Genomic DNA, 12359 nt, shown 5'->3' on the forward strand with positions numbered 1-12359 from the left:
CTCCCCTCCTCTTTGATTATTTTGTTAGTAATGGGTTTAAGATATCTTCTTCTTTTAAGTCTTTAGAATAGATTCCTTGCTCTTTTGACCACTCTAATGCTTTGTTTAATTGTTCTGGTTTAATTTGTTCTGCATGTTTGTAGGTTGGTAAAGTGACTTTGTCTTTGATTTCATCGGTGAAACCAATTTTTTCTTTCATCACATCATAGTAAGCATCTAAATCATTATCATTAATGAAATCAACACCCTTGTTATAACCACGGTAGAAAGCATCAACAGCTTCTTTATTTTTAGTTAATGTCTCAGTTGTAAACCCGAAAACAGTGGCATCAATACCTAATTCGCTACTGTTACCTAATTCTTTTAGGCCATTAGCTAACCCAATTGTTCTAAACGGTTCAGGAACAACAGTGGCATCAATTTTTTTATTTTTAACTAATTCAATACGAACTGGAATTTGAGGTACTTCTTCATAAGCAATATCCCCAACTGTTAACTCTTTTGTTTTTAACGCTTCATCTAAGAAATAATAAGGAGCTTGATTTTTAGCAATCCCAACTTTTTTATCCTTTAAATCTGCTAGTGATTTAATCTCATCATTACTAGTTAAGATTGAGAAATTACCACTTGATTGGCTAACTACTTGGAAATCCATACCACCTTGAAGGTATGTACTAACAGCGATTAAATCCGTATTAGCTCCATTTAAATTACCACTACTTAAAGCAGCATCTCTGTCTTTTGGAGATTTAAAACTTTGAAGGTCTAACGTTAATCCTTCTTCTTTAAAAAAGTCTTCTTTTTCGGCAATATAAACAGGTAGACTGTCCACTGCTGGCATAACGCCAAAGCTTAATGACAGTTCCTTTTTATCCGTATCCTTAGCAGGTGTTTTGGCTGCTTTTTCTTCTGTTCCACAACTAGCTAAAACAGCTAAAGAACAGGCAGCAACTAAACCTAAAATAAGTGTTTTTTTCTTCATGTATCTAATCTCCCCTATGTTAAAAATATATAGTTAGTGCATTGAATCACTTTGTTTAAAGTACCACAAACTGGTCTTTTTTTCTATTATTAGGCTTGTCTTTTTTATCAATAAACCGACTAATTAAAGACAAATAAATGGGGCAATCTGATAAAATAAGTTATACTAAACAAAATAACTTTTATGAGGTGGCTATCAATGATTCAATCAATCGGTCAAATTATGCTATATGTTAACAATCAATCAGCAGCAAAAGAGTTTTGGCTTAACCAGCTAAACTTTCACTTAGTCGCAGAAGAAGAAAATGACATGGGAATGAAGTGGATTGAAATCAAACCTACTAAAGACTCAGAAACAAGTCTTGTATTACATGACAAAGAAACCATTGCAAAAATGTCTCCTGAGCTTCATTTAGGAACACCTTCCCTTATGTTTTATAGCCATGATTTTGATGCTTTCTATGCAGATTTAGCAAGTAAAAATGTGACTCTTGGTGACATTGTTCCCCTACCAACTGGTAGAATCTTCAACTTTGCTGATAATGACAATAATTATTTCGCTGTAATGGAAAAATAAAATAATGGTAACAGAGTGCTTATCTAGTAAGCTAGCTCTGTTACCATTTTTTTCTTAGCAATTCATTCACAAAAAAGCCTAAATTGATGGCAATTTTCTTCACATCTAGTCGCTATTATATAGACATACCAACAAAACAACCCTAACAAACTTTTTCATTTTTATTTACTCCTCCAAAGTAAATAAAACAAACTCCTTTTAGAAGCCAATCACGTGATTGGCTTCTTTTTTTGTCTTTACTAAGCATGGCTCACTTGTTTTTGGAATAAGTCTTTATTAGGGTGACTGTTGTAATACTCTTTAGCATACTTACATAAATACTCAGATAAGAGCTTACTATTGACGCTAATATGCCCATCTTTGAATCCTAAGTAATCATTAGGATCTTGCGTAGAATCAATATGGAAATACAAATCTTCATAAAGAACTTCTCCTTGTAAAGCTGAGTCACCTTGATGTAGCAATAAACAACGCAACTTGTAACACGCATGACCATTAAAGTGAGCTAACATGTTTTCTTCACTATGAACTCTAGCGTAATACGTATTTTGAAGCTCATGGTATTCTTCATGGGTGTGGACATGATTCTTGTACCACTGACGATAGCGATACCCGACATTAGTCTCATGAGGATACTCAATCTGGCTACATATATCTGGTAGCGTTAGTGCTAGGGCAAGGGCTGGTAAGGAACAATCTTTACGATTTGCATCTTCTATGACTTCAATTATTTTTAACATGGGGCTTAGCTCCTTTAGATGATGTTTTTTGACAACAACTGATGCCACTCTTCTTTTAAGATGGCGTAATAATACTCATCCCACCACGTGTCACCTTTTGGGATACACTGCTTAAAATAACCTTCTCTTCTCATACCTAGAGAATCCATTAATCGCCAAGAACCTTCATTTTCTGGTTGGCAGGTGGCTATCACTCGGTGAATTTCTTTTTTCAAAAAGCCATAAGCAAGCACTGCATTAGCCGCTTCTTTGGCGTAGCCTTTTCGATGATAATCAGGATGAAAGATCCAACCAATCTCATAAGAATGAGATCCAAAGAAAGCTTTGAAAAATAGATGCCCAATAATTTCTCCTGTTTCTTTTAGACACACTGGAAAGTAAGCGTCTCGATTCTCTTGAAGAAAATGTGTCACTTCTTCTACTGTCTCAAAGGTTTCAGGTATATAATGCATGGCTTCTGGATGTAGTAAAAAGGTTGATGCTTCTTTACTATCACTTACTTCATACGGCCTTATAAGTAACCTCTTTGTTTCGATGTTCATCTTGATCCTCTCTTCTAAACTAAGCTACATTCATTTTAACATGTTCATTAACTTAAAAGTAAGTCTAGAAGGAGACTTTTACCTATGTTAGAATAAAAGTGAATCAATGGTCGATGAATGAATTGAGGTGGATACATGGACTTTTTAAAAAAATACACAATTGATCTTGCTGTAACAACCTTAGGCATTGCCTTACTTGTGATTGGTTTGTTTTTTGGAACTAGCATTATTGTATTTAATCTAGATGGTTTCTACTTCTTTATCGCCGGTTTATTATTAACGATTTACGGAGCTGGCTCTATCATTGCAAAAATGAGACAAGAAAAAAAATAGGGGGCTACTCTTAGGAGTAACTCTCTATTTTTTGTATCGAATCATTTCTACAGGTACCCAAGCATTAAAGAAGGGTTCTCTTTTTTTCTTCGCCCAATCACGGAGTATAACAAACCAAAAGAACAACCACACAAAAAAGACGGTTAGTAAAATAAGTAATTGAAACGAAATCAAGTACACATTATCTGATACTACTTGATTCATGGAGCTACCTATTTTGCTGACAATAGAAGGTAGACTCACTAACAGAAAACGATAGCACAACGGAAGAAATTGATTCTTCTCCCCCAAATGAAACTTAATTTTAACTACCATCCCCCCTAATGTTTTCCCTTTGGTCATAATAGGAAAAATCACTAAGAAGAAAAAGATAAACACTAAATTCCACCAAAACAACTCGTCCCCTTTAAAGGCAATCATGGAAAACACACTACCAATAAACCGAGCAATTGCAATACTAACAAAAACTTCCAATAGTTGTGCCCCATAAGAAGGCATCATCTCTGGTCCATAAGAAGCATCTTTCTCCTTAAGAGCATCCCGACTGGGGATAAAATGTAGGAAAACAGGTGCGACAAAGAACCCTATCATACCGCCTAACGTATTAGCAAGTAAGTCATCCACATCAAACAAACGATAAGGATAAGCATAATAACCAAATAACGCTGTTAGCTGAGACACTTCAAAGAATAACGTCGTTAAGAAGATGAGTCCTAAAGCCATGTACCACTTTTTAGCACTTTTTAAAAAATATCTTAAGTAAATACCTAATGGAAAGAGCAGTAACACATTAAAGAAAACTTCTAAAAAGGTAAAGGATTTGAACAACGTAAGATATGTACTCACACTAGACGGGTCAAACCCAGGCACTGCTTTAAAATTAGTTAACATATTGAGTGGCTTTAGCTGAGTAAACACGTGGTCCTTAAACATTAAAGTATTGTCCCTATCTTTAGGCAAAGGTAGACTGACTAAGAAAAACGCAGTTAAACAATAATAGATGAAACTAAAAATGACCACATTGCGCCAAAAACTAAAATAACCATGTTTACGGTATTGATAAATCGTCCATGGCACTGTACCTAAAAAGGCAATAATAGCAAAAACAATCAAAGCAGATGAAATCGGAACAGCATACGAAGGCATACCAACAGCCCCTTTCTTTCCCTCATTATATAACAAATAAAAACTTATTCCAGAGCTTTCACCTAACACCTTTGTAAGGTTGTCTACGCAAAGAAAAGAGGCTGACATTTTAGTCAACCTCTTTAATAGTATTTATTTTTCAATTGAGACATTTTTATAATAAGGACTACCTAATGAACGGTAAACAAGTCCTTTAACATGTGGCTTCACTAAGAAACTCTCACTTGATTGATAAACAGGTGTGTATGGTAATTCTTCCATCATACGTTTGTGAGCAGCAATCAATGTTTCCCAGCGCTTATCAACGTCATTCACATAAGTTGTAGAAGAATCATCTAATAACTTAGTGAATTCGGCATCTTCCCACTTACCGTAGTTTTGGACTGTACCCGTTTTAGCTAATTGTAAGAAATCATATGGATCAGCAAACGTCGCTGCCCAACCAGCTAGCACAATATCAAAATCACCTTTTGACATTTTATCAAGTCGATTCGCAAAAGGAACAGTTGACACATTTACTTTAAGCCCTGGAAGTCCTTCTTCTAAGGTCCCTTGAATGTACTCAGCTAATTTTTTCGCTGAATCCGTATCAGAAGCAAGTAAGGTAAACTCTAATTTTTCATTACCTAGTTCTTTCTTGGCTGTTTCCCAAGCTGCTTTAGCTTTTTCACTACTTGTTTCTTTTAAATTACCAGAGTCTTTGGCAAAGTCCCCTCCTGTTTTAGGGTTTACAATCCCTGTTGGAACAAAGCCGTGGATCTCTTTAGACCCATCTCCTAAGATATTGGTCACAATTTGTTCAGAATCAACTGTGTAAGTAACTGCTTGTCTGAAGCTCTTATTAGCTGCCAGTTTATTATCAAAATTATACTGCATGTAATAACTTGACGGATATTCTCGCACTACTAAATCTTCATTTCCAGCTTGTTGTTGAGCAAACTCACCTTTTACTTGAATCACATCAACTTCATCCGCTTGGAACATGTTTAAACTTGTTCCATTTTCTTTAACTACTTCAACATTGACTTCATCTAATTTCACATTTTTAGCATCACGGTAATTTTCATTTTTCTCGTATTTCCATGAAATATTTGTACCGTCCCAATTAGCTAACTTAAAGGCTCCATTGTAGACTAAGTTATCACTATTAGTCGCATACTTATCACCTTTTTCTTCCACTGTCTTCTGATGCTGTGGGTAGAATGTTGGTTTTGCTAATAAAGAATTTAAGTATGGAATTGGGTGATCTAACTCAATCTCAATCGTATAATCATCTAAGGCTTTTACCCCTAACTCAGTAGCTGGCTTTTTACCTGTTTTGATATCTTCGTAGTTTTTAAACCCTTCAAATAAATGAGAATACTCTGAAGCGGTTTTTGGATCTGCTGATCGTTGCCAAGAATAGACAAAATCTTTAGCAGTTACTGGATCCCCATTACTCCATTTACCATCTTCTTTTAGCGCAATCGTGTATTTTTTTCCATCATCTGTAGGCTCGACGACTTCTTTAGCTAACGCTGGTTGGCTGGTACTATCATCTGCAAACTCATACAAACCTTCCATAACATTACTAATGGCAGAAAAACTAACAACGTCTGTTGCCTTTGAGATGTCCATTGTTGGTAATTCTGAGGATTCTACGACTGTTAAGACTTGCTTTTCGGTCTTAGCCTCTTGTTTATCATCACTCTTCTCCTTCTTAGCATTATTATTTCCACAACCAACTAATAGTGTTAAGGAGGCAACCATCATCCCCTGAACGATTCGTTTCATTTTCATTGACACAACCCCTTTTTATATTATTAAACAAAGATTAGAAATATTAAAATTTAATAACAATACTATAGAGTTTATCCGCTAATGTCAAGAAAATAATCAATCTCATGACTAAAATAATACAAGAAATAGTTATTTTATGTGAATATCTGAATACCTTTAGTTACTTGCTTTTTTTATTCAGAGACTGCTATAATACCCAAAATGACTAAAAGTAGAGGTGTTTTCTGTGAATCCTGTTCTTCGTTTTGCCAAATTAGATGATTTACCTGATATTGTTGCTATCTATAACCAAACTATACCAAGCCGCATGGTGACAGCTGATTTAGAGCCTGTCTCAATCGCTTCTAGAAAAGACTGGTTTCATCAACACCAATCTGATAACTACCCTCTGTGGGTACTTGAAATCGATGGCCAAATTGCTGGTTGGCTATCTCTTAGCCCCTTTAAAGAACGGGCCGCCTATCAACATACAGTAGAAATCAGTCTTTATATTGAAGCTTCCTACAGAGGACAACATCTCGGTCACTACTGTCTTAATTTCTTAGAAACAGCCATAGAAAACTACGACTTTGAAACAATAATAGCTCTTGTCTTTGGGCATAATTTAGCTAGTCAAAGTCTGTTTGCCAAACATGGTTATTTCCTTTTGGGGCGTTTGCCACAAGTCGCTCGCTTAGATGATACTTACCAAGATCTGCTATTCCTCGGAAAACGATACACTAAAGACATAACCGAACATCATTCATAAACACCTGAGACGATTCCTTATTTTCGAAAATAAGGAATCGTTTTTTTGTTGTCTAAATTTCAAATTAAGCCAACAATAAATAAAAATGAATAAACATACAAAATTTATTGAATAAATGAATAACTAATGTTACGATGGATAGAATTAAAATTTAAGGAGAATTTACTAATGAAAGAAAAAATAATTTTAGCTTATTCAGGTGGATTAGATACCTCTGTGTCCATTCAGTGGCTAGTGGAAAAAGGATATGACGTAATTGCGTGTTGTTTAGATGTAGGAGAAGGTAAAAACTTAGAAGAGATTAAACAAAAAGCCTTACAAGTAGGCGCTAGCGCTTCTTATACAATTGACGCTAAAGAAGAGTTTGCCAATGACTTTGTCTTAACTTCTCTGCAAGCTCATACAATGTATGAAGGAAAATATCCATTAGTCTCAGCTTTGTCACGTCCTTTAATCTCCAAGAAATTAGTCGAAATGGCTCATGAACATCAAGCCACAGCTATCGCTCACGGTTGTACTGGAAAAGGAAATGATCAAGTTCGTTTTGAAGTGGCCATCTCAACTCTTGATCCGACTCTCACCATTATTGCCCCTGTCCGTGAATGGAAATGGTCTCGTGAGGAAGAAATTAATTACGCCAAAGAACGAAATATTCCCATTCCTATTGATTTAGATAGTCCTTACTCTGTAGACATGAACTTGTGGGGACGCGCTAATGAGTGTGGTGTGTTAGAAGATCCATGGATAACACCACCCGCAGATGCTTATGAGCTGACAGTCAGTGTGGAAAATGCTCCAGATATTCCAGATTACGTGGAAATCACCTTTGAACAAGGAGTTCCTGTTTCAATCAATCAGGAAACACTACCTTTATCAGAATTAATTTTAACTCTTAATACTCTAGCTGGAAAACATGGTATTGGTCGAATTGATCACGTTGAGAATCGTTTAGTCGGTATTAAATCTCGTGAAGTCTATGAATGTCCTGGAGCTATGACCTTGATAACTGCTCATAAAGAATTGGAAGACTTGACCTTAGTTCGTGAGCTCGCTCATTTTAAACCAATTGTCGAGCATCAACTGACCCAGATGATTTATAACGGCTTATGGTTTAACCCTTTAACTGACGCCTTAACCTCCTTTATTAAATCCACTCAAACTTATGTCAATGGCACCGTGCGAGTGAAATTATTTAAAGGACAAGCCATTGTCGAAGGACGTGTTTCTTCTAATAGTCTATACGATAAAAATTTAGCTACCTACACGTCTTCAGATACCTTTAATCAAGAAGCAGCGATTGGCTTTATTAACTTATGGGGACTACCTTCAAAAGTACACGCAGAAGTCCAAGCCGCTCTGATAAAAGGAGTGTCAACCAAATGAAAAAATTATGGGGTGGACGATTTCAATCTCAAGGAAACGCAGCAACCAATGCCTTTGGTGCCTCTATTTCCTTTGACTACAAACTAGCCGAAGAAGATATAAAAGGAAGTATCGCTCATGTGACTATGCTTGCTACTTGTGGGATTGTTTCAGAATCAGAAAAAGAGGACATCATAGCCGGACTACAACGAATAGAAGAAAAAATAAAGGCGCAGACTTTTGAATTTTCTCTCGCTCAAGAAGACATTCATTTAAACATTGAACAAGCCCTTCACGAAGAAATAGGACCTGTTGCGGGCAAGCTCCATACTGCTCGTAGTCGAAACGATCAAGTCGCAACAGATATGCATTTGTATCTAAAAAAAGAAGTCCTAGCGATTATAGACAAACTCGTCCATCTGCAAACTACTTTAGTCAAGAAAGCTGACAAACATGTCGACACTTTAATGCCAGGGTACACCCACTTGCAGCATGCTCAACCTATCTCTTTTGCACATCACCTACTAGCTTATTACAATATGTTTAAAAGAGATTACGAGCGACTGCAAGAGAGCATCAAACGGATTGATATCTCGCCACTAGGTTGTGCTGCCCTTGCTGGAACAACCTTCCCGATTGACAGAGAATTAACCGCTGATTTGTTAGGTTTTAGCCATCTCTATAGTAACAGTATGGACGGCGTTAGCGACCGTGATTTTATTGTCGAATTTTTAAGTAACAGTTCACTGATAATGGTTCACTTGTCTCGCTTATGTGAGGAACTCATTTTATGGAGCTCTTTTGAGTATCAATTTATCGAAATGGATGATGCTTATGCGACAGGAAGCTCCATCATGCCGCAGAAAAAAAATCCTGATTACGCCGAATTAATTCGTGGTAAATCAGGACGTGTCTTTGGTCATTTATTTGGCCTACTAACTGTCCTAAAAGGAACGCCACTTGCCTATAATAAAGACTTACAAGAAGATAAAGAAGGCATGTTTGATACCGTTCAAACTATTTCCATGAGTCTAGAGATTATGGCCGGTATGATTGAAACCATGACTGTCAAGAAAGACAAAATGGCTCAATCAACTGAAACAGATTTTTCCAATGCCACAGAATTAGCAGACTATCTAGTCACAAAAGGGATTCCTTTTAGAGAAGCCCATGAAATTGTGGGTAAATTAGTCTACGACTGCCTTCAAAAAGAGATTTTCCTGCAAGATATTCCCTTAAGTGCGTATCAAGAAATTGCTGAGACAATAGACAACTCTGTTTATAACGTTTTAGAAGCTAGAACTGCCATGAATCGACGAAACTCTTTTGGTGGCACTGGTTCTGAACAAGTTAGAAAAGCCGTTCAAGTTGCAAAAAAAGACTTGAGGTTGGAAGATTAGATTAGCAAAAAATCCCTGATTAAAGGGATTTTTTATTTATCTAATAATTTTATCACTATTTCAGCCATCAACTCAGCTGCAAGCAACAAACTTTTTTCGTTAATATCAAATTTGGGATGGTGATGTGGATAAGATAGCCCCACATCCGGTGCTGCACCTACAAATAAATAGCAAATTGGTGCCATATCTTTATAATAAGCAAAGTCTTCTGAAGCAGATACTTTGTACGCTGTTTTAATCTCTTTAACTGCTAGATTTTTCGATTTTTGGAGAATATTTAATATTTCGTTTGTTAAATGTTCATCATTTTTCAGTGTTGGATAATCATGTGTATAGTTAAGTTCATAGTCAACATCAAACATAATTTTAATTCCTTCTAGTATTTTCCTGAATTCACTTTCAATAGTATCTTTTACATCATTACTAACATATCTAACATCGCCTGATAAGCTAACTTCTTCCTTAATAACATTAAATACTCCTCCTCCTTCAACACTACCTATCGTTAAAGTCGCTAATTCAAATGGATCAATCCGTCTACTTACTATTGTTTGAACTGCTGTTTGAAAAAAGGCTACTGCTAAATTAGTATCCTTGGATAGCTGAGGAGAGCTACCATGACCACCTTTTCCTTTAAAATTCACTTCAAATTTAGAACGTCCTGCCATAATAGATCCTGATGTACAACCTATTGTTCCAAAAGACAAAGGGGACCATAAATGTAGACCTAATATACAGTCCACATCATCTAATAATCCAGAACGAACTACCTCTAAAGCTCCTCCAGGAGGAACCTCTTCAGCAGCTTGATGAATAATCTTAATCGTTCCTTGCCACAACTCCTTTGTCTGAATCAAAACATCAGCAAGTCCTAACAAATAAGCAGTATGTCCATCGTGTCCACAAGCATGCATAACACCTGGATTTAAGGAGCTAAAAGACAAATTCGTTCGTTCTTCAATCGGTAGTGCATCAAAATCTCCTCTAATAGCTAATGTTTTCCCTCCAGATTTTCCTTTTATTGTTACAATCAGACTATTTCCACTAACTTTCTGAACTAAGCACGCCTTATTTTGATATACTTTCTCAATATAACTAGATGTGTTTGTTTCTAAATATGAAAGTTCTGGGTGTTGATGAAGATATCTTCTATACGCAATTATCTTTTCTTCATTATTCTTTAAGATAGTAATTAATTTAGACATCATCTACTTTTCCTTCCTTTCTTTTTTACAACTAAAAAAATCTTGAAACCTACACAGTTAGTTAGACTTCAAGAAAATATTTATTTAACTGAAAGACCATTATGCTTGATTACATCTTGATACCAAAAGAAGGATTTTTTTCTAAAACGGTCTAAAGTTCCTTGTCCATCATTATCTTTATCAACATAGATAAATCCATAACGTTTCTCCATCTCACCCGTTGAAGCACTGACTAAATCAATACAACCCCAAGGTGTATATGCAATTAGATCTACACCATCTTGGATTGCTTGCCACATAGCTTCAATATGAGCTTCTAAATAATCAATCCGATAATCATCTTCAACTGTTTTATTTACAAATTCATCCCTAGCTCCTATGCCATTTTCAACTACCATCATTGGTATCTGATAACGGCTATAAATATGATTTAGTGAGTATCGTAATCCTAATGGATCAATCTCCCACCCCCATTCACTAGCCTTCAAATACGGATTTTTCACTCCCCCAACAATATTTCCATAAACTGTTTCTAATCCTTCATTTTTAGCAGATACAGTTGTTGGTTGGTAGTAAGACATAGAGTAAAAATCTACAGTTCCCTTTTTAATAATATCTAAATCCTCATCTTGAATAGCTAAACTCACATTGTTTTCTTCCCAAAAACGTTTAGCAAAACTAGGGTATTCACCTCGAACTTGTACATCTGAACAATAAAAATTCCCCATTTGATCTTCTTGCTGAGCTAGAAAAATATCTTCTGGCGAACAAGTATAAGGATAGTTACAATGATATGTAATCATGCAACCAAATTTAAAATCTGGATTAATTTTCTTTCCTAATTGGACTACTTTAGCACTTGCGATAAACTGATGATGCAAGGCTTGATAACGTAATTGCGTACTATCTACTTCCATGTTATTAAAAGTTCCTGAATCATCTACTAGCATACCTGCTTCTAAGTATGCCCCAACTGGTCGAGTCAAAGAATTAATTTCATTAAAAGTAATCCAGTACTTAACATCCGCTTTATAACGTTCCATAACAGTTTTTGCATAAGTGACATAACAATCAATCATTCGACGACTTTCCCAAGCGTTAAATTCTTCTGTACAAGCAAACGGAGGTTCATAGTGAGATATAGTCACAAGAGGCTCAATGTCATATTTTTTTAATTCTTCAATAACCCGATCATAAAACTGAAGTCCCATCTCATTAGGTTCTGTATCTGTCCCATTCGGATAAATTCGACTCCAAGCAATTGAAAATCTAAACGTTTTGAATCCCATTTCAGCAAATAAAGCAATATCTTCTTTATAACGATGATAGAAATCTACTGCTTCATGACTTGGATAATACTCATTACTCTCAAGTATAGGAGTAATTCTTCTTACTTTATCAACAGTTCCTGCTGTTAACATATCTGAAGTTGCTAATCCTTTACCATCAACATTATAGGCTCCTTCATATTGATTAGCAGCCGTTGCGCCACCCCATAAAAAATTATCTGGAAATTTCTTTAACATACTATCTAACCTCTCTATCT

The 12359-nt window shown here is 35.8% G+C and carries 12 protein-coding genes; 5 read left to right on the plus strand and 7 right to left on the minus strand.

The window, feature by feature from the left end:
* Window positions 1-16: 16 nt before the first annotated feature.
* Window positions 17-982 (minus strand): ABC transporter substrate-binding protein, encoded by a 966-nt coding sequence (locus tag DOK76_RS01530; RefSeq protein ID WP_206964483.1) that lies wholly within the window; start codon window positions 980-982, stop codon window positions 17-19.
* Window positions 983-1180: 198 nt separating this feature from the next.
* On the opposite strand from DOK76_RS01530, the gene DOK76_RS01535 reads away from it, so the two are divergent.
* On the plus strand, window positions 1181-1558 hold the full coding sequence (locus DOK76_RS01535) for a VOC family protein (protein ID WP_206964485.1): 378 nt from the start codon (window positions 1181-1183) through the stop codon (window positions 1556-1558).
* Between the two features lie 239 nt (window positions 1559-1797).
* On the opposite strand, the gene DOK76_RS01540 is transcribed toward DOK76_RS01535, so the two are convergent.
* Window positions 1798-2298, minus strand: coding sequence for a hypothetical protein (locus DOK76_RS01540; protein ID WP_206964487.1), 501 nt, complete (start codon window positions 2296-2298; stop codon window positions 1798-1800).
* 14 nt (window positions 2299-2312) lie between these two features.
* The gene (locus tag DOK76_RS01545; RefSeq protein WP_206964488.1) at window positions 2313-2840 is read right to left on the minus strand and encodes a GNAT family N-acetyltransferase; all 528 of its coding nucleotides are present in this window, start codon (window positions 2838-2840) and stop codon (window positions 2313-2315) included.
* Between the two features lie 135 nt (window positions 2841-2975).
* Here DOK76_RS01545 and DOK76_RS01550 point away from each other — a divergent pair, with 135 nt between their 5' ends.
* Window positions 2976-3173 carry a hypothetical protein gene (locus DOK76_RS01550; RefSeq protein ID WP_206964489.1) on the plus strand — a complete coding sequence of 66 codons (198 nt, stop codon included), beginning with the start codon at window positions 2976-2978 and terminating at the stop codon, window positions 3171-3173.
* 24 nt (window positions 3174-3197) lie between these two features.
* Here DOK76_RS01550 and DOK76_RS01555 read toward each other — a convergent pair whose 3' ends face one another.
* Together DOK76_RS01555 and DOK76_RS01560 are read right to left on the minus strand one after the other, a co-directional pair.
* Window positions 3198-4319 carry a VanZ family protein gene (locus tag DOK76_RS01555; RefSeq protein WP_206964490.1) on the minus strand — a complete coding sequence of 374 codons (1122 nt, stop codon included), beginning with the start codon at window positions 4317-4319 and terminating at the stop codon, window positions 3198-3200.
* Window positions 4320-4451: 132 nt separating this feature from the next.
* The gene (locus DOK76_RS01560) at window positions 4452-6098 is read right to left on the minus strand and encodes a peptide ABC transporter substrate-binding protein (protein ID WP_242542165.1); all 1647 of its coding nucleotides are present in this window, start codon (window positions 6096-6098) and stop codon (window positions 4452-4454) included.
* A gap of 226 nt (window positions 6099-6324) precedes the next feature.
* On the opposite strand from DOK76_RS01560, the gene DOK76_RS01565 reads away from it, so the two are divergent.
* From DOK76_RS01565 to argH, 3 genes are all read left to right on the plus strand, one after another.
* The gene (locus DOK76_RS01565) at window positions 6325-6846 is read left to right on the plus strand and encodes a GNAT family N-acetyltransferase (protein WP_206964491.1); all 522 of its coding nucleotides are present in this window, start codon (window positions 6325-6327) and stop codon (window positions 6844-6846) included.
* Window positions 6847-7014: 168 nt separating this feature from the next.
* Window positions 7015-8229 carry an argininosuccinate synthase gene (locus DOK76_RS01570; RefSeq protein WP_206964492.1) on the plus strand — a complete coding sequence of 405 codons (1215 nt, stop codon included), beginning with the start codon at window positions 7015-7017 and terminating at the stop codon, window positions 8227-8229.
* Window positions 8226-9608 (plus strand): argininosuccinate lyase, encoded by a 1383-nt coding sequence (gene argH, locus DOK76_RS01575; RefSeq protein ID WP_206964493.1) that lies wholly within the window; start codon window positions 8226-8228, stop codon window positions 9606-9608. Before DOK76_RS01570 ends, argH begins: the two co-directional genes overlap by 4 nt.
* A 32-nt stretch (window positions 9609-9640) precedes the next feature.
* Here argH and DOK76_RS01580 read toward each other — a convergent pair whose 3' ends face one another.
* Together DOK76_RS01580 and DOK76_RS01585 are read right to left on the minus strand one after the other, a co-directional pair.
* Window positions 9641-10816, minus strand: a complete 1176-nt coding sequence (locus DOK76_RS01580) for an amidohydrolase (RefSeq protein ID WP_206964494.1) — start codon at window positions 10814-10816, stop codon at window positions 9641-9643.
* A gap of 77 nt (window positions 10817-10893) precedes the next feature.
* A complete protein-coding gene (locus DOK76_RS01585) occupies window positions 10894-12339 on the minus strand; it encodes a glycoside hydrolase family 1 protein (RefSeq protein WP_206964495.1) in 1446 nt (481 codons plus the stop codon).
* Between the last annotated feature and the right edge of the window lie 20 nt (window positions 12340-12359).

It is taken from the genome of Candidatus Vagococcus giribetii, assembly GCF_017316185.1.
Taxonomy (GTDB): Bacteria; Bacillota; Bacilli; order Lactobacillales; family Vagococcaceae; genus Vagococcus; species Vagococcus giribetii.

Coding starts and splice junctions, on each gene's coding strand:
- DOK76_RS01535 (WP_206964485.1), top strand. CDS start 1,181: ATGATTCAATCAATCGGTCAAATTATGCTATATGTTAACAATCAATCA.
- DOK76_RS01545 (WP_206964488.1), bottom strand. CDS start 2,840: ATGAACATCGAAACAAAGAGGTTACTTATAAGGCCGTATGAAGTAAGT.
- DOK76_RS01570 (WP_206964492.1), top strand. CDS start 7,015: ATGAAAGAAAAAATAATTTTAGCTTATTCAGGTGGATTAGATACCTCT.
- DOK76_RS01555 (WP_206964490.1), bottom strand. CDS start 4,319: ATGCCTTCGTATGCTGTTCCGATTTCATCTGCTTTGATTGTTTTTGCT.
- DOK76_RS01550 (WP_206964489.1), top strand. CDS start 2,976: ATGGACTTTTTAAAAAAATACACAATTGATCTTGCTGTAACAACCTTA.
- DOK76_RS01530 (WP_206964483.1), bottom strand. CDS start 982: ATGAAGAAAAAAACACTTATTTTAGGTTTAGTTGCTGCCTGTTCTTTA.
- DOK76_RS01540 (WP_206964487.1), bottom strand. CDS start 2,298: ATGTTAAAAATAATTGAAGTCATAGAAGATGCAAATCGTAAAGATTGT.
- DOK76_RS01585 (WP_206964495.1), bottom strand. CDS start 12,339: ATGTTAAAGAAATTTCCAGATAATTTTTTATGGGGTGGCGCAACGGCT.
- DOK76_RS01560 (WP_242542165.1), bottom strand. CDS start 6,098: ATGAAAATGAAACGAATCGTTCAGGGGATGATGGTTGCCTCCTTAACA.
- argH (WP_206964493.1), top strand. CDS start 8,226: ATGAAAAAATTATGGGGTGGACGATTTCAATCTCAAGGAAACGCAGCA.
- DOK76_RS01580 (WP_206964494.1), bottom strand. CDS start 10,816: ATGATGTCTAAATTAATTACTATCTTAAAGAATAATGAAGAAAAGATA.